23 protein-coding genes are annotated in these 24,955 nt (G+C 71.5%); 20 read left to right on the top strand and 3 right to left on the bottom strand.

Features of this window, described 5'->3' with window-relative positions; genetic code table 11:
* The first annotated feature begins 51 nt into the window (after positions 1 to 51).
* Positions 52 to 1,236 carry a molecular chaperone DnaJ gene (dnaJ, locus tag ABZ622_RS14400; protein WP_360542881.1) on the top strand — a complete coding sequence of 395 codons (1,185 nt, stop codon included), beginning with the start codon at positions 52 to 54 and terminating at the stop codon, positions 1,234 to 1,236.
* Position 1,237: 1 nt separating this feature from the next.
* The gene (locus tag ABZ622_RS14395) at positions 1,238 to 1,684 is read left to right on the top strand and encodes a helix-turn-helix domain-containing protein (RefSeq protein ID WP_360542879.1); all 447 of its coding nucleotides are present in this window, start codon (positions 1,238 to 1,240) and stop codon (positions 1,682 to 1,684) included.
* 154 nt (positions 1,685 to 1,838) lie between these two features.
* Here ABZ622_RS14395 and ABZ622_RS14390 read toward each other — a convergent pair whose 3' ends face one another.
* Positions 1,839 to 2,825 carry a helix-turn-helix transcriptional regulator gene (locus tag ABZ622_RS14390; RefSeq protein WP_360542877.1) on the bottom strand — a complete coding sequence of 329 codons (987 nt, stop codon included), beginning with the start codon at positions 2,823 to 2,825 and terminating at the stop codon, positions 1,839 to 1,841.
* 128 nt (positions 2,826 to 2,953) lie between these two features.
* On the opposite strand from ABZ622_RS14390, the gene ABZ622_RS14385 reads away from it, so the two are divergent.
* Both ABZ622_RS14385 and ABZ622_RS14380 read left to right on the top strand, forming a co-directional pair.
* On the top strand, positions 2,954 to 3,337 hold the full coding sequence (locus tag ABZ622_RS14385; protein ID WP_360542875.1) for a hypothetical protein: 384 nt from the start codon (positions 2,954 to 2,956) through the stop codon (positions 3,335 to 3,337).
* Positions 3,334 to 3,654, top strand: a complete 321-nt coding sequence (locus tag ABZ622_RS14380; RefSeq protein WP_072487853.1) for a (2Fe-2S)-binding protein — start codon at positions 3,334 to 3,336, stop codon at positions 3,652 to 3,654. Before ABZ622_RS14385 ends, ABZ622_RS14380 begins: the two co-directional genes overlap by 4 nt.
* A 116-nt stretch (positions 3,655 to 3,770) precedes the next feature.
* Here ABZ622_RS14380 and ABZ622_RS14375 read toward each other — a convergent pair whose 3' ends face one another.
* Positions 3,771 to 4,175, bottom strand: a complete 405-nt coding sequence (locus ABZ622_RS14375; RefSeq protein ID WP_266914967.1) for a TIGR03618 family F420-dependent PPOX class oxidoreductase — start codon at positions 4,173 to 4,175, stop codon at positions 3,771 to 3,773.
* Positions 4,176 to 4,462: 287 nt separating this feature from the next.
* On the opposite strand from ABZ622_RS14375, the gene clpB reads away from it, so the two are divergent.
* From clpB to ABZ622_RS14360, 3 genes are all read left to right on the top strand, one after another.
* Positions 4,463 to 7,063 carry an ATP-dependent chaperone ClpB gene (gene clpB / locus ABZ622_RS14370; RefSeq protein ID WP_360542873.1) on the top strand — a complete coding sequence of 867 codons (2,601 nt, stop codon included), beginning with the start codon at positions 4,463 to 4,465 and terminating at the stop codon, positions 7,061 to 7,063.
* A 467-nt stretch (positions 7,064 to 7,530) separates the two neighbouring features.
* Positions 7,531 to 8,796 (top strand): MFS transporter, encoded by a 1,266-nt coding sequence (locus tag ABZ622_RS14365; RefSeq protein WP_360542871.1) that lies wholly within the window; start codon positions 7,531 to 7,533, stop codon positions 8,794 to 8,796.
* 180 nt (positions 8,797 to 8,976) lie between these two features.
* The gene (locus ABZ622_RS14360; RefSeq protein ID WP_360542869.1) at positions 8,977 to 9,540 is read left to right on the top strand and encodes a YbjN domain-containing protein; all 564 of its coding nucleotides are present in this window, start codon (positions 8,977 to 8,979) and stop codon (positions 9,538 to 9,540) included.
* Positions 9,541 to 9,612: 72 nt separating this feature from the next.
* Here ABZ622_RS14360 and ABZ622_RS14355 read toward each other — a convergent pair whose 3' ends face one another.
* Complete coding sequence (locus ABZ622_RS14355; protein ID WP_360542867.1) at positions 9,613 to 10,791, bottom strand: pyridoxal phosphate-dependent aminotransferase; 1,179 nt, start codon at positions 10,789 to 10,791, stop codon at positions 9,613 to 9,615.
* Between the two features lie 711 nt (positions 10,792 to 11,502).
* Between ABZ622_RS14355 and ABZ622_RS14350 the strand changes: the two genes are divergently transcribed.
* The 13 genes from ABZ622_RS14350 (at position 11,503) to ABZ622_RS14290 (ending at position 24,899) form a co-directional block, all read left to right on the top strand.
* Positions 11,503 to 12,024, top strand: a complete 522-nt coding sequence (locus tag ABZ622_RS14350) for a DUF2617 family protein (RefSeq protein ID WP_360542865.1) — start codon at positions 11,503 to 11,505, stop codon at positions 12,022 to 12,024.
* Positions 12,025 to 12,108: 84 nt separating this feature from the next.
* Complete coding sequence (locus tag ABZ622_RS14345) at positions 12,109 to 13,707, top strand: polyamine aminopropyltransferase (RefSeq protein ID WP_360542863.1); 1,599 nt, start codon at positions 12,109 to 12,111, stop codon at positions 13,705 to 13,707.
* Between the two features lie 86 nt (positions 13,708 to 13,793).
* On the top strand, positions 13,794 to 14,756 hold the full coding sequence (locus tag ABZ622_RS14340; RefSeq protein WP_360542861.1) for a carbon monoxide dehydrogenase: 963 nt from the start codon (positions 13,794 to 13,796) through the stop codon (positions 14,754 to 14,756).
* Positions 14,757 to 14,781: 25 nt separating this feature from the next.
* Positions 14,782 to 15,582 carry an aldose 1-epimerase gene (locus ABZ622_RS14335; RefSeq protein ID WP_360542859.1) on the top strand — a complete coding sequence of 267 codons (801 nt, stop codon included), beginning with the start codon at positions 14,782 to 14,784 and terminating at the stop codon, positions 15,580 to 15,582.
* A 53-nt stretch (positions 15,583 to 15,635) separates the two neighbouring features.
* Positions 15,636 to 16,175 carry an orotate phosphoribosyltransferase gene (pyrE, locus tag ABZ622_RS14330; RefSeq protein WP_360542857.1) on the top strand — a complete coding sequence of 180 codons (540 nt, stop codon included), beginning with the start codon at positions 15,636 to 15,638 and terminating at the stop codon, positions 16,173 to 16,175.
* A gap of 218 nt (positions 16,176 to 16,393) precedes the next feature.
* Positions 16,394 to 17,416: a class II fructose-bisphosphate aldolase gene (fbaA, locus tag ABZ622_RS14325; protein ID WP_360542855.1), complete on the top strand. Its 1,023-nt coding sequence runs from the start codon at positions 16,394 to 16,396 to the stop codon at positions 17,414 to 17,416.
* Positions 17,417 to 17,492: 76 nt separating this feature from the next.
* Positions 17,493 to 18,707, top strand: coding sequence for a MalY/PatB family protein (locus ABZ622_RS14320; protein ID WP_360542853.1), 1,215 nt, complete (start codon positions 17,493 to 17,495; stop codon positions 18,705 to 18,707).
* An 11-nt stretch (positions 18,708 to 18,718) separates the two neighbouring features.
* On the top strand, positions 18,719 to 19,522 hold the full coding sequence (locus ABZ622_RS14315) for an ankyrin repeat domain-containing protein (protein WP_360542851.1): 804 nt from the start codon (positions 18,719 to 18,721) through the stop codon (positions 19,520 to 19,522).
* Positions 19,523 to 19,584: 62 nt separating this feature from the next.
* Positions 19,585 to 21,138, top strand: coding sequence for an MFS transporter (locus ABZ622_RS14310; RefSeq protein ID WP_360542849.1), 1,554 nt, complete (start codon positions 19,585 to 19,587; stop codon positions 21,136 to 21,138).
* A gap of 58 nt (positions 21,139 to 21,196) precedes the next feature.
* Positions 21,197 to 21,610 (top strand): DUF3151 domain-containing protein, encoded by a 414-nt coding sequence (locus ABZ622_RS14305; protein WP_360542847.1) that lies wholly within the window; start codon positions 21,197 to 21,199, stop codon positions 21,608 to 21,610.
* Positions 21,611 to 21,851: 241 nt separating this feature from the next.
* Positions 21,852 to 22,700, top strand: coding sequence for a tryptophan 2,3-dioxygenase family protein (locus ABZ622_RS14300; protein WP_259927947.1), 849 nt, complete (start codon positions 21,852 to 21,854; stop codon positions 22,698 to 22,700).
* Positions 22,693 to 23,928 (top strand): kynureninase, encoded by a 1,236-nt coding sequence (gene kynU / locus ABZ622_RS14295; protein WP_360542845.1) that lies wholly within the window; start codon positions 22,693 to 22,695, stop codon positions 23,926 to 23,928. The genes ABZ622_RS14300 and kynU overlap by 8 nt, the downstream gene beginning before the upstream one ends.
* Positions 23,929 to 24,023: 95 nt before the next feature.
* Positions 24,024 to 24,899, top strand: coding sequence for an alpha/beta hydrolase (locus ABZ622_RS14290; RefSeq protein WP_360542843.1), 876 nt, complete (start codon positions 24,024 to 24,026; stop codon positions 24,897 to 24,899).
* Positions 24,900 to 24,955: the final 56 nt, after the last annotated feature.

Below are 24,955 nucleotides of genomic sequence, written 5' to 3'. Positions count from 1 at the left end.
ACCGGCCAACGGGCCGGTCGCATGGCCGATCGTCCGGAAGGAGGGACGTCGATGAGCACGAAGGACTTCGTCGAGAAGGACTACTACAAGGTCCTCGGCGTCCCCAAGGACGCCACCGACGCCGAGATCAAGAAGGCGTACCGGAAGCTCGCCCGCGAGTTCCACCCGGACGCCAACAAGGGCGACGACAAGGCCGAGGAGCGCTTCAAGGAGATCTCCGAGGCGAACGACGTCCTCGGTGACAGCAAGAAGCGCAAGGAGTACGACGAGGCACGCGCCCTCTTCGGCAACGGCGGCTTCCGGGCCGGACCCGGCGGCGCCGGAGGCAACTTCAACTTCGACCTGGGCGACCTCTTCGGAGGCACCCAGGGCGGGGGCCAGGGCGGCGCGGCCGGCGGTTTCGGCGGCGGCGGTCTGGGCGACGTCTTCGGCGGCCTGTTCAACCGGGGCGGCACGGGGACGCGGGTGCAGCCGCGGCGCGGCCAGGACATCGAGTCCGAGGTGACGCTCAGCTTCACCGAGGCGGTCGAGGGGGCCACGGTCCCGCTGCGGATGTCCAGCCAGGCACCCTGCAAGGCCTGCTCCGGCACCGGCGACAAGAACGGCACCCCCAGGGTCTGCCCGACCTGTCTCGGCACCGGCCAGGTGTCGCGCGGCACCGGCGGCGGCTTCTCGCTCACCGACCCCTGCGTGGACTGCAAGGGCCGGGGCCTCATCGCCCAGGACCCGTGCGATGTCTGCAAGGGCAGCGGACGGGCGAAGTCCTCCAGGACCATGCAGGTCAGGATTCCGGCGGGCGTCTCCGACAACCAGCGGATCCGGCTGCGCGGCAAGGGCGGACCGGGCGAGCGCGGTGGACCGGCCGGCGATCTGTACGTCGTGGTCCACGTCGACGCCCACCCGGTCTTCGGCCGCAAGGGCGACAACCTCACGGTCACCGTGCCCGTCGACTTCACGGAGGCGGCGCTCGGCGGCGAGGTGAAGGTGCCCACGCTCGGCGGCCCGCCCGTCACGCTGAAACTGCCCGCCGGCACTCCCAACGGGCGTACGATGCGCGCCCGCGGCAAGGGCGCCGTACGCAAGGACGGCACCCGGGGCGACCTGCTGGTCACCGTCGAGGTGAAGGTGCCGGGCGACCTCAGCAATGAGGCCAGGGACGCCCTGGAGGCCTACCGGAAGGCGACCGCGGGCCAGGACCCGCGGGCGGAGCTGTTCCAGGCAGCGAAGGGAGCTTGAGGTGGACGGCCGACGACGCAATCCGTACGAACTGACCGACGAGTCCCCGGTGTACGTGATCTCGATCGCGGCCCAGCTCTCGGGCCTGCACCCGCAGACACTGCGCCAGTACGACCGTCTCGGCCTCGTCTCGCCCGACCGCACGGCCGGGCGCGGCAGACGCTACTCGGCCCGCGACATCGAGTTGCTGCGCACCGTGCAGCAGCTGTCGCAGGACGAGGGCATCAACCTCGCCGGCATCAAGCGCATCATCGAGCTGGAGCACCAGGTGGCCGCGCTCCAGCAGCGCGTCGCCGAGCTGTCGGCGACGGTGGACGGCGCGGCACAGGCCATGCAGCAGCGCGAGGCCCAGGTGCACGCCTCCTACCGGCGCGACCTGGTGCCGTATCAGGACGTACAGCAGACCAGCGCGTTGGTGGTCTGGCGGCCGAAGCGGCCGAAGGACTGAGCTGACGGTGAAGGGCCGGGGAGTCGACTCACGGGTCGGTTCCCCGGCCCTTTGCCGTACGCCGGTGCGGTGCGGTGCGGTGTCAGTGGTGTACGGCCGTGCCGTGCGCCGTGTGCGCCGTGTGTTGTGTGTGCGGTGTGTGTGGCGGGGCCGGTCAGTTCTGCTCCTCTTCCAGGATTCCCGACCGCGCTATCAGGTAGCCGAGCTGGGCCCGGCTGTTGCTGCCGAGTGTGGCGGCGAGCTTGGCGACGTGGGCGCGGCAGGTGCGGACGTTCATGCCGAGCCTGCGGGCGATCGAGTCGTCCACGTGGCCCTCCACGAGGAGCTGGGCGATGGAGCGCTGAACCCCGCTGATGCCCAGGGAGGTCGGTTCGTACTTGACCTCCTCCCGCAGCGGAGCCGCCCTCGTCCAGAACTGCTCGAACACGTTGACCAGGTACTGCACGAGCCCGGGATGGCGGAGTTCCAGGGCGACCTGGTCGTCGTCGCTGGCCGGGATGAAGGCGACGGTCCGGTCGAACACGATCAGGCGGTCGATCAGCTCTTCGAGCGTGCGTATCTCCACGTTGTCGTCGGTCATGCGCTCCGCGTACGCGAGTGTGCTGGGGCTGTGGCGCGCGGTGTGCTGGTAGAGGGTGCGCATGCCGACGCCGCGGTGGATCACGGACAGGCCGCGCTCCAGCGACTTGCTGAGACGATCCTCGGTCCGGCCGCCGCCGGGCTGGACGGTGAGCACTTCGGTGCGGCACTCTGCGGTGGCGAGATCGAGGGCCGCGTTGATCCGGTTCGCGCCTTCCAGCACGGTGATGGCGTGGGTGCTGGGCGGCCCCAGAGTGCTGATGTCCATGAATGGCTCGAACGACTCCGTCAGTTCGACCGAGTGCCGGCGCCGCTCCAGGATCTCGCGCTCGATGGGATGCAGATGTTGCGCGAGAGCGGTGGTCGGCGGAACGGGCCGGAGCCAGTCCGGGTCGTCCGGATCGGGATGCAGTAGCGCGAACTCCATCAGGCAGGGCGCCGGTTCCACTTCGGCGCGGGCGATGCGTCCCAACCGCAAAGCGCTGGCGTAAAGGCGTGCCCCCGCGTCGCACAGTTCGGTGATCCCATGAGAATGTGTCGGCTTTGTGTTGCTTGTAGTCATATCGTCACCCCCCAGGTTCCTGAACATGCAGGAACATGATGCATCTACTCAGTGGTGCTCGCGTGCCCAGGTGAGACATCGTCTTAGGTGCGGGGGAGAAGAATCCACAAGTGAGGACGAAGCCGACTATGTATAAGCGAATGCATCGCTCGGCGCTTGCCGTCTCGTTCGTCGCGGCCCTGGGCATCGGGCTGCTGGGCGGCAGCGACATTGGCTGGAGCGAGGACAGTGTTGCCGGTGGCGACATCGGGTGGGCTGTCCGGGCCGGGGCCGACGGTGACATCGGGTGGCCGGTCGCACCTGCCAAGTCGTCCGACATCGGGTGGGTCGTCCAGGCCTCGGCCGACGGTGACATCGGGTGGCCGGTCGCGCCCGCCAAGTCGTCCGACATCGGCTGGGTCGCACCTGCCAAGTCGTCCGACATCGGGTGGGTCGCACCTGCCAAGTCGTCCGACATCGGCTGGGTCTCGCCCGCCCGTATCGGCTCCGCCACGGCCCAGCCGGGCGCATGACCATCCCGCCGGACGACCGGACCTTCCGGCGCGAGATGGCCACGGCCTACCGATCAGGCTGGCATTTCATCGATCTCGTCACCGCCATCCCCCACTGTGGCGACTCGTTGATGGTCACTCTGTTCGGCGACCCCATCGTTGTCGCACGTGAAGAAGACGACGAAGTACGTGCCTACCGATGCCTCCGCAAGCCGCGTGGAGCCCCGCAGCCCGTTCGCTGTGCGATCCGGTACGACATGATTTTCGTCAACCTCGACCGGCGTGACCACCAGCTGTTCGAGCCAGAGACTATTTCCGCCACCCCCCGCAGTGCCTGAGCGATCCCCCGTCGTTCCATGTCGCTCAGTCACTCCCCCACACAACGGCGCCATCGTGACCTGAACACGATGGCGCCGTTGTGCTTTCTCCGGCCGGGTACGGTCCGGAGCCGTGCTCAGGCCCTGCCGAGCGCCCGGTCCACGGCGATCTCGATGACGATCCGGTCCGGGTTGGGCGCCGGCGTGCGCTCGTAGCGCTCCGCGTAGCGGCGTACCGCCTCGGCCACCGCCTCCGGCTCCGTGCGCACCGTCGCGCGCCCCTCCAGCGTCGCCCAGCGGCGCCCGTCGATCTGGCAGACCGCGACCCGTGCCCCGTCCGGGCCCGCGGCCAGCACGTTGGCGGCCTTCCTGGTGTTCTTTCCGGTGATGACCCGCGCCAGCCTCGTCTCGGGGTCGTACGTCACGCCCACCGGCACCACGTGCGGCGTGCCGTCGGGGCGGGGCGTGGTCAGGGTGCACACATGCCGCGCGCGCCAGAAGGCGAGGTACTCGGGGCCGGGGTTCGTCACGTCGACTGCCATGCGGACAGCGTAGGCAGCGCGGGCGCCGGCCGGCCCGCCGCCCCCGCCGCGGTGGCGGAGGGCCGGGCCGGCCGGTTCACTCGAAGCACCGGAATCGGTGGAATCGGCGGACGCACCGGAATCGACGGAAGCACCGGAATCGGCGGAATCGGACCCGGGGCGCCCCCGGCATCAAGTTGAGTGGGGTGGACTCAATATTGGCTTGAGTGGGGTAGACTCAACTTTACGCACGTCGATCTAGTCAGTGTTGTCGAGAGGGCAGTCGCCGCAAGGAGGAGAAAGCGCACGTGGACGCCGAGCTGACCAACAAGAGCCGGGACGCCATCAACGCGGCCACCAACAGGGCCGTGAAGGACGGGCACCCCGATCTGACCCCCGGGCATCTGTTGCTCGCCCTCCTCGCGGGCGAGGACAACGAGAACGTCACCGATCTGCTCGCCGCCGTCGAGGCCGACCAGATCGCCGTACGCACCGAGACCGAGCGGCTGCTGGGCGCCCAGCCCAGCGTCACCGGGTCCACCGTCGCCCCGCCGCAGCCCAACCGCGAGCTGCTCGCCGTCATCGCCGACGCCGCGCAGCGTGCGAAGGAGCTCGGCGACGACTACATCTCCACCGAGCACCTGCTGATCGGCATCGCGGCCGAGGGCGGCCGCGCCGGTGAGATCCTCGGTGGGCAGGGCGCCAGTGCTAAGAGGCTGCTGGACGCATTCGAGAAGAGCAGGGGAGGGCGCCGGGTGACCACACCCGACCCGGAGGGCCAGTACAAGGCGCTGGAGAAGTTCGGCACGGACTTCACCGCCGCCGCACGCGAGGGCAAGCTCGACCCGGTCATCGGCCGTGACCAGGAGATCCGCCGGGTCGTCCAGGTGCTCTCCCGCCGCACCAAGAACAACCCCGTGCTCATCGGTGAGCCCGGCGTCGGCAAGACGGCCGTCGTCGAGGGCCTCGCCCAGCGCATCGTCAAGGGCGACGTCCCCGAGTCCCTGAAGAACAAGCGGCTCGTCTCGCTCGACCTCGGTGCGATGGTCGCGGGCGCCAAGTACCGCGGCGAGTTCGAGGAGCGGCTGAAGACCGTCCTCTCCGAGATCAAGGAGAGCGACGGGCAGATCGTCACCTTCATCGACGAGCTGCACACCGTCGTGGGCGCGGGCGCCGGCGGCGACTCCGCCATGGACGCCGGCAACATGCTCAAGCCGATGCTGGCCCGCGGCGAGCTCCGCATGGTCGGCGCCACGACGCTCGACGAGTACCGCGAGCGGATCGAGAAGGACCCCGCCCTGGAGCGCCGCTTCCAGCAGGTGCTGGTGGCCGAGCCGAGCGTCGAGGACACCATCGCGATCCTGCGCGGGCTCAAGGGCCGCTACGAGGCCCACCACAAGGTCTCCATCGCGGACTCGTCGCTGGTGGCCGCCGCGACCCTCTCCGACCGCTACATCACCTCCCGCTTCCTCCCCGACAAGGCGATCGACCTGGTCGACGAGGCGGCGTCCCGGCTGCGCATGGAGATCGACTCCTCGCCGGTCGAGATCGACGAGCTCCAGCGCGCCGTCGACCGCCTCCACATGGAGGAGCTGGCCCTCAAGAACGAGACCGACCCCGGCTCCCGGCAGCGCCTGGAGAAGCTCCGCCGCGACCTCGCCGACAAGGAGGAGGAGCTGCGCGGTCTCAACGCCCGCTGGGAGAAGGAGAAGCAGGGCCTCAACCGCGTCGGTGAGCTGAAGGAGCGCCTCGACGAACTGCGCGGCCAGGCCGAACGCGCCCAGCGCGACGGCGACTTCGACACCGCCTCCAAGCTGCTGTACGGGGAGATCCCCGGCCTGGAGCGGGAGTTGGCGGAGGCGAGCGAGGCCGAGCAGGAGGCCGCGAAGGACACGATGGTCAAGGAGGAGGTCGGCCCCGACGACATCGCCGACGTCGTCGGCTCCTGGACCGGCATCCCGGCCGGACGTCTGCTGGAGGGCGAGACCCAGAAGCTGCTGCGCATGGAGGAGGAGCTCGGCCGGCGCCTGATCGGCCAGACCGAGGCCGTGCAGGCCGTCTCGGACGCGGTACGCCGCACCCGCGCCGGAATCGCCGACCCCGACCGGCCCACCGGCTCGTTCCTCTTCCTCGGGCCGACCGGTGTCGGCAAGACCGAGCTCGCCAAGGCGCTCGCCGACTTCCTCTTCGACGACGAGCGGGCCATGGTCCGCATCGACATGAGCGAGTACGGCGAGAAGCACAGCGTCGCCCGACTGGTCGGCGCCCCGCCCGGCTACGTCGGCTACGAGGAGGGCGGTCAGCTCACCGAGGCGGTCCGCCGCCGCCCGTACAGCGTCGTGCTGCTGGACGAGGTCGAGAAGGCGCACCCCGAGGTCTTCGACATCCTGCTCCAGGTCCTCGACGACGGCCGGCTCACCGACGGGCAGGGCCGGACGGTGGACTTCCGCAACACCATCCTGATCCTGACCTCCAACCTCGGCAGCCAGTTCCTGGTCGACCCCCTGACCAAGCCCGAGGAGAAGAAGCAACGGGTCCTGGAGGTCGTACGGGCCTCGTTCAAGCCGGAGTTCCTCAACCGGCTCGACGACCTGGTGGTCTTCTCCGCCCTGTCCGGCGACGAACTCGCGCACATCGCGAAGCTCCAGATCGACCGGCTCGCCAAGCGGCTGGCCGACCGGCAGCTCACGCTCGACATCACCCCGGCCGCCCTGGCCTGGCTGGCCGAGGAGGGCAACGACCCGGCGTACGGGGCGCGGCCGCTGCGCCGCCTCATCCAGACGGCGATCGGTGACCGGCTGGCGAAGGAGATCCTCTCCGGCGAGGTGACGGACGGGGACACCGTACGGGTGGACCGGGTCGGTGACGACCTGCTCGTCGGCCCCGCGACCTCGGACAGCGCCTTGTGACCCCGGGCGGCACCGCGTGACCCCGGGCGGCACCGTGTGACCCCGGGCGGCACCGTGTGACCCCGGGCACCACCGCGTAGACGGCACTCGGCCCGGCCGGAGGACCAGGCGTCCCGGCCGGGGCCCTGCCGTCGGCGCCGCCGGGCGGGAGGGGAGACATCGCGGCGATTCCGCGAGAAAGCGGTGATTCCGCAAGGAACGGGATGAGAGGGAATCATCGCCGCCATTGGTGATCCATTGTTCAGCATCGATATTGCGCCAAACGCCTGGCTCCGCACCGGGGGTGAACTCACCCGGACCGGCTCCTTCCGGGGCCGCATCCCCCGCCCATGACAAGGGAGTTCTGTGCGGGTAGGGACAGTGCCCGCCCGGCGGTGTACGAATAATCAGGACACCCCGGGACGTCCTCCGTGGCCTGCTCGCGAGCTGGGTTGGGGGCCGAATTCGACAGTCGGTAGCGTGCCCGCATGAACGAGCGGATGGGCGATGAGATAAATCCGGGGATCAAAAAGCCCAGATCTGACAATCTCTTTCACCTTGGCGAATTCCGTACCCTCTGGGCTGCCTATGCTCAGTCGATCCTGGGTGACCAACTGGCACGCGTGGCCCTGTCGTTGCTCGTGTTCGAACGCACCGATTCGCCGGGGTGGACCGCGGCGACGTATGCGCTGACCACCTTGCCCGCGCTGCTGTCCGGGGTGCTCCTGTCCGGCCTGGCGGACCGGTTCCCCCGGCGTACGGTCATGATCAGCTGCGACCTGGTGCGGATGGTGCTGGTCGGGCTGATGGCCCTGCCCGGAATGCCCCTGCCGCTGCTGGCCGGGCTGCTGGTGCTGGCGCAGCTGGCCGAGGCGCCCTTCGGCGCCGCCCAGGGCGCGCTGCTGCCCACCGTGCTCGGCCCGCAGAAGTACGAACGCGGCCAGCGGGTCATGCAGATCACCCACCAGGTCGGGCAGCTGGTCGGCTTCGCCGGGGGAGGTCTGCTGGCCGCGTGGCTGGGCAGCAATCTCTCCCTGGGCGTGAACGCGGCGACCTTCCTGCTTTCGGCGACCCTGATCAGGATCGGCGTGAAGGCCCGTCCCACGGCGAGTGAAGACGCCCGCAGGACGCGGCTCGGCGCACAGGTCGGGGGCGCCGCCGCGCTGATCTGGTCGGACCGCAGGCTCCGGTCGCTGCTGGCGCTGGGGTGGCTCGCGGGCTTCGTCGTCCTGCCGGAGGGGCTGGCCGCCCCGTTCGCGGACGAGGCCGGCGGCGGCGCCTACTCGGTGGGACTCCTGCTCGCCTCGCATCCGGCGGGAATGGTGCTGGGGGCGGCGCTGCTGGGGCGGGCCAAGGTCGGTGACGAGTTGCGGCGCCGACTGCTCGGGCCGTTGGCGATCGGCGCGAATCTGCCGCTGATGGCCTACTGGCTCGACCCGAGTGTGGCCGTGGCCATGTTCCTGCTGCTGGTGGCCGGGGTGTGCTCCGCGTACCAGATCACCGCCGGGGCCACCTTCGTGCTCCTGACCCCGGTCGACCGGCGTGGCCAGGCACTGGGGCTCGCCAGGTCGGGGGTGACCGCCGTGCAGGGGATCGGTGTCGCGGTGGGCGGTGTGGCGACGGAGCTGTCCGGCTCGTCGGCGAACACCATCGGCGCGTCCGGACTCCTCGGGGTGCTGTGCGCGATTCTCGCCGCCGCCGCCTGGTCGCGGGCGCGGGTGGCCGATACGCAGCTGAGCCCCCGAAGTGCTTAGGGCGTGTCCGGCCCGATCGGTGTCCCGCCCCGATCCGTGGCCGGCGCCGATCCGCCGGACACACCCCTTGGGCCGGTCCGGCGGATCACGGCCGGACGGGCCCTGGAAGACCCCCTGGCCACGAAACGCGGCTAGGGTCGTCGGCAGGAAACCACGTGCGATCCACAGGAGTACCCAGCGATGTCTATCGATCCGTCCTCGATTCCGAATTTCGGGGGCCAGCCCGAACCGCAGGCGGCAGGACCCGAGGGCCCCGTTGTCCCTGACCAGGACCTCGTCAAGCAGCTCCTCGAACAGATGGAGCTGAAGTACGTCGTCGACGACGAGGGCGACCTCGCGGCGCCGTGGGAGGACTTCCGGACGTACTTCATGTTCCGGGGCGAGGACGAGCAGCAGGTCTTCTCGGTCCGTACGTTCTACGACCGCCCGCACGCCGCGGACCAGCGCCCGGTCCTGCTCGACGCGATCGACGACTGGAACCGCCGCACCCTGTGGCCCAAGGTCTACACGCACACCCACGAGCCCGAGGAGGGCTCCGAGGACACCGAGGTCTCGGTCCGTCTGATCGGTGAGGCGCAGATGCTCATCGGTACGGGCGTCAGCCTGGAGCACTTCGTCTCGTCGACGGTCAGCTGGGTGCGCGCCTCGATCGAGTTCGACAAGTGGCTGCTGGAGCGCCTGGGCCTGGCCCCGGCCGAGGAGAAGGCGCCGGAGGGCGGCGACCCGGTCCCCCCGGGCGCCTGAGCCCTCGTACGGCGGTGACACCACACCCCGGGGCGGCGGTCCTCACGACCGCAGCCCCGGGGTGTGCCGGTTTCAGGGCGCCAGGCGCCGCAGCCGGCCGGCCGCCTCCCGCAGGACGTCCTCCTTCTTGCAGAAGGTGAAGCGCACCTGGCTGCGGCCGGCGTCCGGGTCGTCGTAGAAGACGGAGTTGGGGACGGCGACGACGCCGCAGCGTTCGGGCAGCGCGCGGCAGAAGGCGTAGGCGTCCTTCTCGCCGAAGGGCGTGATGTCGGTGGTGATGAAGTACGTGCCCTGGGGCTGGTGGACCTCGAACCCGGCCGCGCGCAGCCCGTCGCCGAGCAGGTCGCGCTTGCGTCGCAGGTCGGCGCGGAAGCCCTCGAAGTAGGAGTCCGGCAGGCGCAGCGCCTCGGCGACGGCGTACTGGAACGGGCCCGCGCTGACGTAGGTCAGATACTGCTTGGCGGTCCGGACGGCGGCGACCAGCGGGGCGCTCGCGGTGACCCAGCCGACTTTCCAGCCGGTGTACGAGAAGGTCTTGCCGGCGGACGAGATGGAGACCGTGCGGTCGCGCATGCCGGGCAGTGAGATCAGCGGGATGTGCTCGCCCTCAAAGACCAGGTGTTCGTAGACCTCGTCGGTGACCACGAGGAGGTCGTGCTCCACCGCCAGTCCGGCGATCGTGGTGAGTTCCTCGCGGGTGAGGACCATGCCGGTCGGGTTGTGCGGGCTGTTCAGCAGCAGCAGCCGGGTGCGTGGGGTGATCGCGTCCCGGAGGGCGTCGAGGTCCGGGCGGAAGCCCGGGGCGCGGAGGGTCAGCGGTACGCGACGGCCGCCCGCCATGGCGATGCAGGCGGCGTAGGAGTCGTAGAAGGGCTCGAAGGCGATGACCTCGTCGCCGGGCTCCAGCAGTGCCAGCAGGGTCGCGGCGATGGCCTCGGTGGCCCCGGCGGTGACCAGGACCTCGGTGTCGGGGTCGTGGGCGAGGCCGTAGCGATGTTGCTGGTGGTCGGCGATCGCGGTGCGCAGTTCGGGGATGCCGGGGCCCGGCGGGTACTGGTTGCCGTGCCCGTCGCGCAGCGCCCGGACCGCGGCCTCGCGGATCTCCTCGGGGCCGTCGGTGTCGGGGAAGCCCTGGCCGAGGTTGATGGAGCCGGTCCGTACGGCGAGCGCCGACATCTCCGCGAAGATCGTGGTACCGAACTCGGCGAGGCGGCGGTTGAGCAGCGGTCGTCCCTGTGTCATGGCTGCCATCCTGCGCAAAAGCTCTGGAGTTGCTCAAGTCTGCTTTGGCCGTTCGGGGGCGGGGCATCCCCCACACACACGCAGGAAGCGCATGGAAGCGGGGGGACCTCGCTTCGGGGGATGGAAGGGCGTGAGGTCGGTGAGTGTTTTTCTTGTCGGTGCGGTGATCGCGGTCGTTCTGATCGTGTTGTTCGTCTCGGTCCTGGTTCGCGCCGGGAACCGGTCGAAGGCGGGCAGGCGCGGTGTGCGGCGGGGGGCCGCCGGCGGCAGCGCGGGGGGCGGCTGGTGGGCGGGGGGTGACGGCGGCGGTGGTTCGTCCTGCGGAAGCGGGCACTCCGGTGGTCATTCCTGCGGCGGCGGACACTCCTCGTGCGGCGGCGGTTCCTCGTGCGGCGGCGGGGGCGGATGCGGCGGAGGAAGCTGATCCGGACGGCTGGTTCCGAAGGTGTCCGGCGGGTGAACTCCCGCCGGGCACCTTTTTGTTGGGCATTTGGTGAGTTGCCGGTGAACAGATGAACCGAGAGGCCCCCGAGGGGATGGAAACCACGGCAAGTTGGGTAAAAACGCTGTGGATGCGGCCTATTCGTGGTTCCCTCGGTTGAGAGAACATTCAGCCCTCGGACCCCAGTTGGACCTGATCGGGCGCTACCCACCTCCCACGCGCATCGCGCCGGGGGCGTCCCCTGTCCATGTGTCCATGCTTGCTTGCGGAGCCGACCCATGCTCACGACCCTCCAGACGGCTTATTCCGATACCCGTGCTGCCGATCTGGCCTGGGCGCTGGGGCGCGAACCGCTCCCCGCCCTGGCCGTGCTCGATCTCGATCTCGCGGGTGCCGGGCTTCAGATGCGCCTGCTCGGCGCCTCCCACCAGGTGCTTCTCGAAGAGGAGCGCGGCACCTGCTCCGAAACCGTCGCCTGCATCCCCGGGAGCAGCACCCCGCTCCCGCTCGGTGTCTCCAAGCGGCTCGGGGAATGGGAGTACGAATTCGCGGCGCGCGTCGAGACGCTCTCGGAGGGCTCGTTCGCGGGGCGCGCGCAGGAGCTGCTCGCGCTGGTGGCTGACCATCCGCACGGTCTCGCCGGGACGTTCCCCGGCAGTCCGCACGCCTTCACCGCCATGCTCGCCCAGCGGACCGAGGGCCAGGTGCGGTGGCGCACCTGGCACGCGTACCCGCAGGAGGGGCAGTTGGTGGTGACGCGCACCCGAGTGGGAGTGCGGATGCCGACGGCTGCGTTCTGAGTAGTCCCAACTCCATTGTGAGCACGCCACTTACACCCTTGTGGGTGACAGGCTGCCACGTAATCGTGACGTAGCGTTCGCATCATGATCGACCAGCAGGTGTCGCTGCGAGGGGGCGCGGCGTGTCTTCCCGTACGGCCGAGGACCTGTCGGTATCTCGTGCTCGCCGCTGTCTTCGTCTGTGCCGCCTGCGGCCTGGTGTACGAGCTCGAACTGGTGGCGCTCGCCTCGTATCTGATCGGTGATTCCGTCACCCAGGCCTCGGTCGTGCTGTCCGTGATGGTCTTCGCGATGGGCGTCGGCTCGCTTCTCGCGAAACGTTTACGCAGCCGTGCCGCAGTGGGTTTCGGGCTGATCGAGGCGGCGCTCGCGCTCGTCGGCGGTTCCTCGGCGCTGGTGCTGTACGCGTCGTTCGCCTGGATCGGGGAGTCGCGGTACGCCCTGGTCGGGTTCTCGCTCACGATCGGGATCCTGATCGGTGCGGAGATCCCGCTGCTGATGACGTTGATCCAGCGCGTCGACCGGCAGGACGCGGGCGGCGCCGTCGCGGATCTCTTCGCCGCCGACTACGTGGGCGCGCTGGTCGGCGGGCTCGCCTTCCCGTTCCTGCTGCTGCCGGTGCTCGGGCAGCTCACCGGGGCGCTTTTCACCGGCGCGGTCAACGCGGCGGCGGGCGGGGCGCTGGTGCTGTGGGTGTTCCGGCGGGACCTCAGCCCGCGCTCGCGCTGGCTGCTGATCGTGTTCAACGTGGCGGTGATCGCGGTGCTGGCGGTCGCCACCGCGCTGGTCGACGACTTCGAGCGGGCGGCGCGGCGCGCGGTGTACGGGGACGCGGTGCGGGTCGCGGTGCAGACCGAGGTCCAGGAGGTGGTGCTGACGGGGGCGGGCCGCAGCTCCCTGGACCTGTATCTGGACGGCCGGCTGCGGGTCAGCGGGCACGACGAGTACCGCTACCACGAGGCGCTGGTGCACCCCGCGATGAACGGGCCGCACGCCCGGGTGCTGATCCTGGGCGGCGGTGACGGCCTCGCCGCCCGGGAGGTGCTGCGCTACCCGGACGTACGCGGCGTCACCGTGGTCGAGCTGGACCGGGGAGTCACCCGGCTGGCCCGTACCGACCCGGCGCTCTCGGAGCTGAACGGCCACGCGCTCCGCGATCCCCGGCTCACCGCCGTCACCGCCGACGCCTTCAACTGGCTGCGGGCGGCGCGCGGCGGCTACGACGTGGTGATCTCCGATCTGCCCGACCCCGGGATCTCCACCAGCACGAAGCTCTACTCGGCGGAGTTCTACGGCCTGGTCGCCGAGGCGCTCGCGCCCGGCGGCCGCGTGGTGGTGCACGGGGGCCCTTCGGTGTCCCGGCCGCGCACGTTCTGGACGGTCGAGGCGTCGATGCGGGCGGCGGGCCTGCGTACCCGCCCGTACCGGATCACCGGCCGGCTGGCCGATTCCGCGGCCGGACCCGACCGGGCCACGCACCGGGCGCAGCGCGCGCACGGCTGGGGCTTCGTCCTCGCCGGTCCGGGGAGGACGCCGGAGCTCGGCCTTGCCCCGAAGGCGCCGGTGCTGCGGTCGATGACGGAGCCGGAGCTGGGCGACGCGGGGCGGCGGACGGAGCGCGACCGGATGCCGGGGCTGCCGCCGTCGACGCTGGTGCATCCGCGGTACTGGGAGGACCGGTGAGCGAGCGGTGGCGACGCGGGCCGGCGGGGGCCTCGGAGGACGGAACCGCTGACGTGACGGCCCGGGGCTGAGTAGGCTCGGTTTCCATGGAGCATGAGGTGTTCGTACCGGTTCCGGTCCCGTCCCTGAGGCGGACGCTGGGTGACCCCGCCCGCGTCGCGCGCTGTGTGCCGGGTCTGCAGCAGGACGCCGACGCGTCCGCGGGCCCGTTGTCCGGCCGGCTCAGGATCAGGGTCGACGGCCACACGATCACTTACCGCGGTGTCCTGCGGCTCACCGATGCGACGCAGGACGGCCCGGAGGGTGCGCCCGGGGCCGGGGCGCAGATCCTGGTGACGGGCGAGGGCGCCGAGGCCCGGGGCAGCGGCTCGCTGAGGCTGAGCCTGACGATCGGCCTGACCGCGCGCGACGGCGGTACGGCGATCGGCTTCACGGGTACGGCGAGCGGTGACGGCCGGTTCCTGGAGCTGGACGCGGCGGCGGCGCTCGCCGCGGCCCACCGGTTGCTGGATCGCTTCGCCCAGCAGCTGGTGACGGAGACGCTGGCGACCGGTGGTGAACCGGACGGGCCGCTCGGCGAGGCCGTGGAGCAGGCCATCGAGGAGGCGGCCGAGGAGGCCGACACGACCGGCGCGGCCACCGCCCGCGACGCCGTCCCGGAGTCCGGCGACATCGACGACGTACCGCCCACCCATGACGCCACGGCCGACGAGGCGCCTGCGGCGGGGGAGCCCGAGGCCCCGGGGAACCCGCCGGGAACCGGCTCCGTCTTCGACGCGCCCGTGCCCCCGCCGTCGCTCGACCCGGTGTCCGAGACGGAGTTTACCGACTCCGACGACCTCCCGGCGGAGGCCGCGCACGCCAGGCGGACGATGATCGGCCGCAGCGCCGAGGAGGTCGACCACGCGCCGCCGCGCGGCCGGTACGCCCCCGTCCCGTCACCCGATTCGACCACCGCGGGCGCCACGCTCCGCTGGGTCGCCCCGGCCGCCGCGCTCGCGCTGGCGTCCGCCGTGGTGGTGACCCGGGCGCTGAGGCGGCGACGGTAGCCCTCGCGCCAGTAGTGTCGGTCGGGTGAGTAGCAGCGAGAAGGACGTCCGGCTGTCGGTCGGCGACACAGAGTTGACCGTGAATCCCGCCAACGGCTGTCGCATCGACAGCCTGCGGATCGATGGCACCGAACTGCTGCGGCAGGGGGAGCGGTACGGCTGCTTCCCGATGGTGCCGTGGTGCGGGCGCACCGGGAACGGGCTGTTCCACAACGGCGACGTCCCGCACCGGTTGCCGCTGAACTCCCCGCCGCACGCCATCCACGGCACCGGCCGGGACACCGCCTGGCACACCGCCCGGCTGGGGGAGCGGGAGGCGTCGTTCTACTACGACCTCGCCGAGCCCTGGCCGTACCCGGGCCGGGTGACCCAGACCTTCGAGCTGGCCGAGGATTCGCTCACCCTCGCCTTCGGCATCGAGACGTACGGGGACTCGTTCCCGGCGCAGGCCGGCTGGCACCCGTGGTTCCTGCGCAACCTCGGCGGTGGCGGCAAGGACGTGGAGCTGGCCTTCGACGCGGCCTGGCAGGAGGAGCGGGGCGAGGACCATCTGCCGACCGGCCGCCGCATCCCGCCCCTGAACGGCCCCTGGGACGACTGCTTCGGAATGCCGGACGGTGTCGAGGTGACACTCACCTGGCCGGAGCAGCTGGAGCTGACCGTGAAGAGCCGGACCGAGTGGGTCGTGATCTACGACGAGCAGGACGAGGCGGTCTGTGTGGAGCCGCAGTCCGGCCCGCCGAACGGGCTGAACACCGCGCCCCGCTACGTCACCCCGATCGATCCGCTGGAGATCGCGACGACGTGGAGCTGGCGCCGGCTCTGACCCCGGCTCCGGCCCCGGCGGCGGCCCGCCGGACAGCCTCTAAGCTCGTAGCCATGAGTGACGTACGTGCTGAGCTGCTCCAGCAGATCAAGGACAAGGCCGTGGTACACGGCAAGGTGACCCTCTCCTCGGGTCTTGAGGCCGACTGGTACATCGACCTGCGCCGCATCACGCTGGACGGCAAGGCCGCTCCGATGGTCGGTCAGGTCATGCTCGACGCCACCGCCGAGCTGGACTACGACTGCGTGGGCGGGCTGACCCTGGGCGCCGACCCGGTCGCCACCTCGATGCTGCACGCCTCCGCCGCGCGCGGGCAGGAGCTGGACGCGTTCGTCGTCCGCAAGGCGCAGAAGGCGCACGGGATGCAGCGCCGGATCGAGGGCGCGGATGTGAAGGGCCGCCGCTGCCTGGTGGTGGAGGACACCTCCACCACCGGTGGTTCGCCGTTGACGGCCGTCGAGGCGGTGCGCGAGGCCGGTGGCGAGGTCGTGGCCGTGGCCGTGATCGTGGAGCGGGGTGCGGCTGGGGCCGTCGCCGAGGCCGGGCTGCCGTACGTCCACGTCTACTCGGTGGCCGATCTCGACCTGGCCTGAGCCGACTTTAGGCTTTGACCTGCGGTTTCTTCCGGGGGTGGGTGGTTTCACGTGAAACGGCCCACCCCTTTCGCGTGCCCGCGCACCGCGCCCCCAGGAGCCGGGCCGAAGGGCCGAGTGGAGCCGGAGCGAGAGTCTGGGAAGATGGGGGCGACGATGACGTCGCCCCCAGGTCAGGGAACCAGCACGCACACCCGCATATCCCAAGGAGCGGTCAGATGCCCATCGCAACCCCCGAGGTCTACGCCGAGATGCTCGACCGGGCGAAGGCAGGGAAGTTCGCCTACCCGGCCATCAATGTGACGTCGACCCAGACCCTGCACGCTGCACTGCGCGGCTTCGCGGAGGCGGAGAGCGACGGCATCGTCCAGATCTCCACCGGTGGGGCGGAGTTCCTGGGCGGCCAGTACAACAAGGACATGGTCACCGGCGCCGTCGCCCTGGCCGAGTTCGCGCACATCGTCGCCGCCAAGTACGACATCACGGTCGCGCTGCACACCGACCACTGCCCCAAGGACAAGCTGGACGGCTATGTGCGTCCGCTGCTCGACATCTCCGCCGAGCGCGTCGCCCGCGGTGAGAACCCGCTGTTCCAGAGCCACATGTGGGACGGTTCGGCCGAGACCCTCGCCGACAACCTGGCCATCGGCCAGGAGCTGCTGGCCAAGGCCGCCGCCGCCAAGATCATCCTTGAGGTCGAGATCACCCCGACCGGCGGCGAGGAGGACGGTGTCACGCACGAGATCAACGACGAGCTGTACACCACCGTCGACGACACGCTGCGCACCGCCGAGGCGCTCGGCCTGGGGGAGAAGGGCCGCTACCTGCTGGCCGCCTCCTTCGGCAACGTCCACGGCGTCTACAAGCCGGGCAACGTCGTGCTCCGTCCCGAGCTGCTGAAGGACCTCCAGGAGGGCGTCGGCGCCAAGTACGGCGTGACGTCGCCGTTCGACTTCGTCTTCCACGGCGGCTCCGGCTCCACCGCGCAGGAGATCGCCACCGCGCTGGAGAACGGCGTCGTGAAGATGAACCTCGACACCGACACCCAGTACGCCTTCACCCGCCCGATCGTGGACCACATGTTCCGCAACTACGACGGTGTGCTGAAGGTCGACGGCGAGGTCGGCAACAAGAAGGTCTACGACCCGCGCAGTTGGGGCAAGTCCGCAGAGGCGGGCATGGCCGAGCGCGTCACGGAGGCCTGCGCCAACCTGCGCTCCACCGGCACCAAGCTGAAGTAGCAGCCGGTACGAAGTGTGTGGCCGTGGGCCCGGTACCCCTCGGGGTGCCGGGCCCACGGCATTGTCCGGCAGACACATGTCCGATCTACGACAGACGCATATTCAAGGGGTCGCTGTGAGTTCCAGCGCGCGCTATGACTTCGACACCGTCGTCGACCGCCGGGGTACCTGGTGTGTCCAGTGGGACGGGGTGGCGGACCGGTTCGGGGTGGACGGGCTGCTGCCGTTCACCATCTCCGACATGGACTTCGAGACCGCCCCGGAGGTGCTGGGCGCGCTGCGCTCCCGTCTCGACCACGGGGTGTTCGGCTACACCGACTGGTGGCAGGACGACTTCCGTTCGGCGATAGCCCACTGGTACTCGACCCGGTACGGCACGGAGGTGGACACCGGGCAGCTGGTCTACGCGCCCTCCGTGCTCAGCCAGCTCTCCCAGCTGTTGCAGATGTGGACGTCGCCGGGCGAGGGCGTGGTCGTCCACACCCCCACGTACGACGGTTTCCGCAAGGCGGTCACCGGGCTCGGGCGTGAGCTGCGGGGCGTGCCGGTGGGGGACCGGGCCGCGCTGGAACGCGAGCTGGCCCGCCCCGACAGCAAGGTCCTGGTCCTGTGCTCCCCGCACAACCCGACCGGCCGGGTGTGGACGGCGGCCGAACTGGACGAGACGGCGTCGCTCGCCGCGCGGTACGGGGTCGCGGTGATCAGCGACGAGATACACGCGGACTTCGTGCACGAGGGGCATGTGCATGTGCCGTGGACCCGGGTCGCGGGCGACGGCCGCTGGGCGCTGATCACCTCCGGATCCAAGGCGTTCAACTTCCCGGCGCTGAGCGGTTCGTACGGGCTGATCGGTGATCCGGCGGACCGGACGGAGTTCCTGCGCCGGATGGAGACGGCCGAGGGGCTCGCCTCCCCGGCGGTGCTGTCGCTGACCGCGCACATCGCCGCGTACCGGGAGTCGGCGGCGTGGCTGGACGCGCTGCGGGAGTACGTCGCCGGGAATCTGGTGCTGGTCGCACGACGGCTGGACGAGGCGTTCCCGGAGCTGGGGTGGCGGCCGCCGCAGGCCGGCTATCTGGCCTGGATCGATCTGCGGCCCGCCGGGATCGAGGACGACGAGGCGTTGCAGCGGGTGCTGATCGAGCAGGAGAAGGTCGCGGTGATGCCGGGCGGGGTGTACGGCGCGGAGGGCTTCGTCCGGCTGAACGTGGGGTGCCCGCGGGCCAAGGCGGAGGCCGGGGTGGAGGCGCTGATCCGGGGTGTGCGGGCGGTGACGGCACGGGCGTCGTAGGCGGGCCGCCGATGGATGTGTTCGAGGCCGCGCACAACGGCGATCTCGCGGCCGTACGGGCCGCGCTGGAGGCCGGATTCGACGCCGCCGCGGTCGACGCGCAGGGGTGGAGCCTGCTGCACCGGGCCGCGATGGGCGCGGAGGCGGACCCGGCCCGTGCGGCCGCCGTGCTCGCCGCGCTGCTGGACGCCGGTGCGCCCGTCGAGCATCCGGGCGGCGACGGGCGCACCGCCCTCTACCTCGCCGCCGAGTTCTCGCAGTCGCCCGAAGCGGTCGAGCTGCTGATCGCCCGCGGGGCGGACCCCGACATCACCGACGGTCACGGCAACCACATCACCGTCAACGCCTGGGCTCCGGAGGTCGCCGCGCTGTTGGCGGCCGCCGCCGGGATCGAGCCGTCGGCACCCGGCGAGGAGGTTTCCGCGCCGGAGCGGAAGCTGTCGCGGGCGCAGTGGCGCGCGGCGAGGAAGCGGATCGGGAAGGTGCTGGACGGGCTGGACGCGGCCGGGTTCGTCGCGCTCGCCGACGCGGGCACCACCCAGTCCGACGGCTTCGACGACTGCTCCGAGGCCGCCGAGGGGCGGGACTCCGGCCCGGACGGCCTGGTGGGCTTCTGCTACTACACGGGCCAGGACGCCGAGCACGCCCGTGCGACGGGGCGCCTCCTCCTGGCGTTCTGGGGCGCGCCGGACGGCTCCACCCGGAAGACGGAACAGGCCGGAGAGCTCGTCGTGGGGGCGTTCCGCGAAGCCGGCTTCCGGGTCGACTGGAACGGCGCGGGCGACAGCCGCCCGTCCGTCGACCTGGCCGGCTGACCCGCTGCGGAGAGGGCCACCGCCCGATGGCCCTCCCGGAGCGGAGCGGGGATGCTGCTCGTATGCCTGACGCAGCCGATGCAGCAGAGCCAGCCGGTGCGGCGGACCCGGGAGCCGTCCGCGTCGCCTCCGCCGCCGGGCGCTGGATCGTCCTGACCACCGTCCTCGGCTCCAGCATGGCCATGCTGGACTCCACCGTCATCAACGTCGCGCTGCCCCGCATCGGCAAGGACCTCGGCACCGATCTGGCCGCCCTCCAGTGGACCGTCAACGCCTACATGCTGACCCTCGCCGGGCTGATCCTCCTCGGCGGCGCCCTGGGCGACCGGTACGGGCGGCGGCGGGTCTTCGTCGTCGGGGTCGTCTGGTTCGCCGCCGCCTCGGTGCTGTGCGGACTGGCGCCGAACGCCGTCGTCCTGATCGCCGCCCGCGCCCTCCAGGGCATCGGCGGGGCGCTCCTCACGCCCGGTTCGCTGGCCCTGATCCAGGCGAGCTTCCACCCCGACGACCGGGCCCGCGCGGTAGGGCTGTGGTCGGGGCTGGGCGGGGTCGGGGCCGCCGTCGGGCCGTTCGTCGGCGGATATCTGGTCGACGGGCCGGGCTGGCGGTGGGTGTTCCTGCTCAATGTGCCGCTCGCCGCGGTCTGTGTGCCGGTGGCGCTGCGCCACGTACCGGAATCGCGTGACCCGCGCGCACACGGGCGCTTCGACGTGCTGGGCGCCGTGCTCGCGGCGCTGGCCCTCGCCCTGGTGACCTATGCGCTGATCGAGGCGCCGGCGCAGGGGGCGTCCGGGGCGGTGATCGGGACGGCTGTCGGCGGGGTGCTGCTGGGGGCAGTTTTCGTACGGGTGGAACGCACCCGGGCGGAACCGATGCTGCCGCCCTCGGTCTTCGCGTCCCGGCAGTTCACCGCCGTCAATGTGATCACCCTCTGCGTGTACGCGGCGCTCGGCGGCTACTTCTTCCTCTCCGCGATCCAGCTCCAGGTGGTGGCCGGGTACTCGGCGCTCGGCGCGGGCACGGCGCTGCTGCCGACGACCGTCCTGATGCTGCTCTTCTCGGCCTCCTCGGGCGAACTGGGCCAGCGCATCGGCCCCCGCATCCCGCTCACCGCCGGTCCGCTGGTCGCCGCCGCCGGAATGCTGCTGATGCTGCGGGTCGGGCCCGGCTCGAACTCCGTGTCCGGCTACCTCACCGACGTGCTCCCCGCGGTAGCCGTGCTCGGCGTCGGGCTGGTCACCCTGGTCGCACCGCTCACCGCGACCGTCCTGGCCTCCGTGGACACCGCACGGGCCGGTCTGGCCAGCGGGATCAACAACGCGGCCGCCCGCGCCGCCGGGCTGATCGCGGTGGCCGCGCTGCCGCTGCTCGCCGGAATGGGCCCGGAGGCGTACCGGAACGCCGGCGAGTTCGCCGCGACCTTCCGCCGGGCCATGCCGATGTGTGCCGGGCTGCTGGTGCTGGGGGCCGCGATCGCCTGGGCGACCGTACGCAGACCCCTGGTCACGGTGGACGAGGAGGAGCAGGCGCGGCCCGAGTGCACGGTGCACTGCGGGATCGTCGCACCGCCCCTGGAACCGGCGCACGAGGAGGAGCGAAAGCCGGGCGCGAGCTGACCGCGCACACCGGCGCCCGGGTACCCCGGGCGGGTGGGCGCCAGGCACACTTGAACCCATGTCGATCCACGAGAACCTGCTCGGGGGACCTCCCCCGACCCATCTGCCCGACGACCCGGAGCCGCGCGAGCTGCTGGCGAACGGCACGGCCCCCGCCGATGTCGCCGCGAAGTACCCGACCTCCTCCCTGGCCTGGGCGCAGCTCGCCGACGAGGCGTACGACGGCGGCCGCGTCGTCGAGTCGTACGCCTACGCCCGCACCGGCTACCACCGCGGCCTCGACGCGCTGCGCCGGGCCGGCTGGAAGGGCCACGGCCCGGTGCCGTTCGAGCACGAGCCGAACCGCGGCTTCCTGCGCGCCCTGCACGCCCTGGCACGGGCCGCGCGGGCGATCGGCGAGCAGGAGGAGTACGAGCGCTGCTCGGCGTTCCTGCGCGACTCCTCGCCCACCGCGGCCGAGACGCTCGGCTAGGGTCTTTCGTTTGGATCAGGTCGGATCAGGCACCGGGGCACGCGAGCCCGGCATGATCCAAACGAGAGGCCCTGGGGCCTGTCCGGCGGGCCGGACGGTCCGGACCCCGTGGACGGTGGTACGTCCGCGGGGTCTGCGCGCTTGTGGGGCGTCCGTTTAGGATGCCGACAGGGGACCGGAGCTCCACCACCTCACGGAAGGGGCGGACCGCTACCCGGAAGCTCGTGTCGAGGAGACAGCAATGTCGACGATCCACCCCGACCCCGAAGCCACCGGTGCGCAGACCCCGCACCTCGACTTCGCGGGAACGACCCCGTACGAGGACTATGTCCAGGCGGATGTCCTGACCCATCTCCAGCACCCTCGCTCCGACGATCCGGGCGAGATGGTCTTCCTGGTCACCACCCAGGTCATGGAGCTGTGGTTCACCGTCATCGTCCATGAGTGGGAGACCGCCGCGCACGCCCTGCGCGAGGACCGGCTGAACGTCGCGCGCGACGCGCTCAAGCGGTCGGTGCGGGAGCTGGAGGCGCTCAACGCCTCCTGGACCCCGCTCGCCCAGCTCACCCCCGCCCAGTTCAACTCCTACCGCTCCGCGCTCGGCGAGGGCTCCGGTTTCCAGTCGGCGATGTACCGGCGGATGGAGTTCCTGCTCGGGGACAAGGCCGCGTCCATGCTGGTGCCGCACCGGGGCGCGCCCCGTGTCCACGCCGAGCTGGAGAAGGCGCTCGCCGAGCCGGGGCTGTACGACGAGACGCTGGCGCTGCTCGCCCGGCGCGGCTTCGCCATACCGCAGGCCGTGCTCGGCCGGGACCTGACGCGGAAGTACGAGCCGTCCCCGGAGGTCGAGGCGGTCTGGGCGGAGATCTACGCGGACCCCGAGCACCACGACGAGCTGGTCCGGCTCGGCGAGGCGCTCACCGACGTCGGCGAGCTGGTGTGGCGCTGGCGCAACGACCATCTGGTCGCCACCCGGCGCGCGATGGGCTCGAAGACCGGTACCGGTGGCTCCGCCGGCGTCGCCTGGCTGGAGAAGCGGGCCACGAAGAACGTCTTCCCCGAACTGTGGACGGCGCGCAGCCATGTCTGAGAACTCCGCAGCCGTGTCCGAGACCTCCGCGTCCATGTCCGAGAACCTCGCCGCGCGGGCCGCGGCACTCGACGCCGCCGACCCGCTCGCGGACCGGCGGAAGCTGTTCACCCTGGACGACACCGTCTACCTCGACGGCAACTCGCTCGGCGCGCTGCCCGCGCACGTGCCCGCCCGGGTGCAGGAGGTCCTCACCCGCGAGTGGGGCGAGCTGCGCATCCGGTCCTGGGATGAGAGCGGCTGGTGGACCGCGCCGGAACGGATCGGTGACCGGATCGCCCCGCTCGTCGGGGCCGCCGCCGGGCAGATCGTGGTGGGCGACTCCACCAGCGTGAACATCTTCAAGGCGGTCGTCGCCGCGAGCCGGCTGGCGCCCCGGGAGCGCGACGAGATCCTCGTCGACGCGACGACCTTCCCCACGGACGGGTACATCGCCGAGTCCGCGGCCCGGATGACCGGCCACCGGCTGGTCCCGGTCACCCCGGCCGAGGTGCCCGGCGCGCTGGGCCCCCGTACCGCGGCCGTGCTGCTCAACCACGTCGACTACCGCACCGGCAGGCTCCACGACCTGCCCGGACTCACCGCCGCCGTGCACGCGGCGGGCGGCATCGCGATCTGGGACCTGTGCCACAGCGCGGGCGCCCTGCCCGTCGGCCTCGACGAGCACGGCGTGGACCTGGCGGTCGGCTGCACGTACAAGTACCTGAACGGCGGCCCCGGTTCGCCCGCCTACATCTACGTCGCCGAGCGCCACCAGGCGGCCTTCGACTCGCCCCTGCCGGGGTGGACGTCGCACGCCGACCCGTTCGGCATGACCCCCGGATACACCCCGGCCGACGGCGCGGTACGAGGCCGGGTCGGCACCCCCGACATCCTCTCGATGCTGGCGCTCGAAGCGGCCCTCGACGTGTGGGACGGGGTGCCCATCGAGGCGGTACGGGCCAAGTCCCTGGCGCTGACGGACTTCTTCCTGGAGTGCGTCGCGCAGTACCTGCCCGAGGACCGGGCCGTCCCGGTGACCCCGGTCGCGCACGCCGAGCGCGGCAGCCAGGTCGCGCTGCGCTGCGAGGACGCGGAGCCGGTGATGAGCGAGCTCATCGCCCGGGGCGTCGTCGGGGACCTGCGCAGGCCGGACGTGCTCCGGTTCGGGTTCACTCCGCTGTACGTCGGTTTCGCGGACGTGGAGCGGGCGGCGCGGGTGCTGGGCGAGGTGGTCGCCCGGCGGTAGCGCCCTGATCCTGGGCGGGGACGGGAACCTTCCGTACTGGTACCGTCCCCGCAGGTCAGGCCAGTTGGGCTCAGCTACAGGACGGTTGGAGCAGCATGTCGGATTCTGCCGCGCGTGATCGGGACGCAGCCGAGACCGAGTCGGCCCTCTCGCATCCACCGGTCGCCCCCGACGCTTCCGCAGCCTACGGCAGCCACCCCGACCAGCTGATCGACTTCTACGCCCCGCGCGACGGGCGGACCGGGGCACCGGTCGTGGTCGTCCTGCACGGCGGGGCGTGGCGGGCGCCGTACGACCGGCAGCATGTGTCGCCGTTCGCGGACTTCCTGGCCCGGCGCGGGTTCGCCGTCGCCAGCGTCGAGTACCGGCGCGGCAGCGGCATCCCGCAGCAGCGGGATGCCGGCCCGGTCGCGGGCCGCTGGCCGGAGACCTTCGACGATGTCGCGGCGGCGATGGACGCGCTGCCGGCGCTGCTGGCCCGGGAACTCCCGGCGGCCGATGCCCGGCGGATCGTGGTGACCGGGCACTCGGCGGGCGGGCAGCTGGCGCTGTGGGCCGCCGCCCGGCACGTACTGCCCGAGGGTTCGCCGTGGCGGCTGCCCGCGCCGCCGCGGCTGCGGGGCGTCGTCGCCCTCGCGCCGATCGCGGACTTCGCCACCGCCGTCGGGCTGGACGTGTGTTCCGGCGCGGTCGGTCAACTCCTGGGCGGCGAGGAGGACTTCGCGGAGCGCTCCCGGTTCGCCGACCCGGCCGCGCTGCTGCCCACCGGCATCGCGACCACCGTGGTGCAGGGCACCACCGACGTCGATGTGCCGCAGGCGGTCCCGGAGGCGTTCGTCGACGCGGCGGCGAAGGCGGGCGAGACGGTGGGGCTGACCCTGCTGCCGGACGTCGGCCACTACCCGCTGATCGACCCGGCCGCGGACGCCTGCGCGGTGGTGGCGGAGGAGCTCGCACAGCTCGCCTGGTGAGCCTGGTGAGCGCGGGGCGGGCCGCTCGGCGGAGTCCGTAGTACTTGCGATGGACG

Source organism: Streptomyces sp. NPDC007164 (genome assembly GCF_040634135.1).
GTDB classification, from domain to species: Bacteria; Actinomycetota; Actinomycetes; order Streptomycetales; family Streptomycetaceae; genus Streptomyces; species Streptomyces sanglieri.
The sequence above is the reverse complement of the archived record's forward strand: the minus strand, read 5'-3'. Positions and strand labels throughout refer to the sequence as shown.

Bases quoted from the DNA above. Each gene is read 5' to 3' on its own strand.
- ABZ622_RS14290 (WP_360542843.1), top strand. From the start codon at position 24,024: ATGTCGGATTCTGCCGCGCGTGATCGGGACGCAGCCGAGACCGAGTCG.
- ABZ622_RS14360 (WP_360542869.1), top strand. From the start codon at position 8,977: ATGTCTATCGATCCGTCCTCGATTCCGAATTTCGGGGGCCAGCCCGAA.
- ABZ622_RS14380 (WP_072487853.1), top strand. From the start codon at position 3,334: ATGACCATCCCGCCGGACGACCGGACCTTCCGGCGCGAGATGGCCACG.
- ABZ622_RS14355 (WP_360542867.1), bottom strand. From the start codon at position 10,791: ATGGCAGCCATGACACAGGGACGACCGCTGCTCAACCGCCGCCTCGCC.
- ABZ622_RS14375 (WP_266914967.1), bottom strand. From the start codon at position 4,175: ATGGCAGTCGACGTGACGAACCCCGGCCCCGAGTACCTCGCCTTCTGG.
- ABZ622_RS14300 (WP_259927947.1), top strand. From the start codon at position 21,852: ATGTCGACGATCCACCCCGACCCCGAAGCCACCGGTGCGCAGACCCCG.
- dnaJ (WP_360542881.1), top strand. From the start codon at position 52: ATGAGCACGAAGGACTTCGTCGAGAAGGACTACTACAAGGTCCTCGGC.
- ABZ622_RS14340 (WP_360542861.1), top strand. From the start codon at position 13,794: ATGGAGCATGAGGTGTTCGTACCGGTTCCGGTCCCGTCCCTGAGGCGG.
- fbaA (WP_360542855.1), top strand. From the start codon at position 16,394: ATGCCCATCGCAACCCCCGAGGTCTACGCCGAGATGCTCGACCGGGCG.
- ABZ622_RS14390 (WP_360542877.1), bottom strand. From the start codon at position 2,825: ATGACTACAAGCAACACAAAGCCGACACATTCTCATGGGATCACCGAA.
- ABZ622_RS14350 (WP_360542865.1), top strand. From the start codon at position 11,503: ATGCTCACGACCCTCCAGACGGCTTATTCCGATACCCGTGCTGCCGAT.
- ABZ622_RS14315 (WP_360542851.1), top strand. From the start codon at position 18,719: ATGGATGTGTTCGAGGCCGCGCACAACGGCGATCTCGCGGCCGTACGG.
- pyrE (WP_360542857.1), top strand. From the start codon at position 15,636: ATGAGTGACGTACGTGCTGAGCTGCTCCAGCAGATCAAGGACAAGGCC.
- kynU (WP_360542845.1), top strand. From the start codon at position 22,693: ATGTCTGAGAACTCCGCAGCCGTGTCCGAGACCTCCGCGTCCATGTCC.
- ABZ622_RS14305 (WP_360542847.1), top strand. From the start codon at position 21,197: ATGTCGATCCACGAGAACCTGCTCGGGGGACCTCCCCCGACCCATCTG.
- ABZ622_RS14345 (WP_360542863.1), top strand. From the start codon at position 12,109: ATGATCGACCAGCAGGTGTCGCTGCGAGGGGGCGCGGCGTGTCTTCCC.
- ABZ622_RS14320 (WP_360542853.1), top strand. From the start codon at position 17,493: ATGTCCGATCTACGACAGACGCATATTCAAGGGGTCGCTGTGAGTTCC.
- ABZ622_RS14385 (WP_360542875.1), top strand. From the start codon at position 2,954: ATGTATAAGCGAATGCATCGCTCGGCGCTTGCCGTCTCGTTCGTCGCG.
- ABZ622_RS14310 (WP_360542849.1), top strand. From the start codon at position 19,585: ATGCCTGACGCAGCCGATGCAGCAGAGCCAGCCGGTGCGGCGGACCCG.
- ABZ622_RS14365 (WP_360542871.1), top strand. From the start codon at position 7,531: ATGAACGAGCGGATGGGCGATGAGATAAATCCGGGGATCAAAAAGCCC.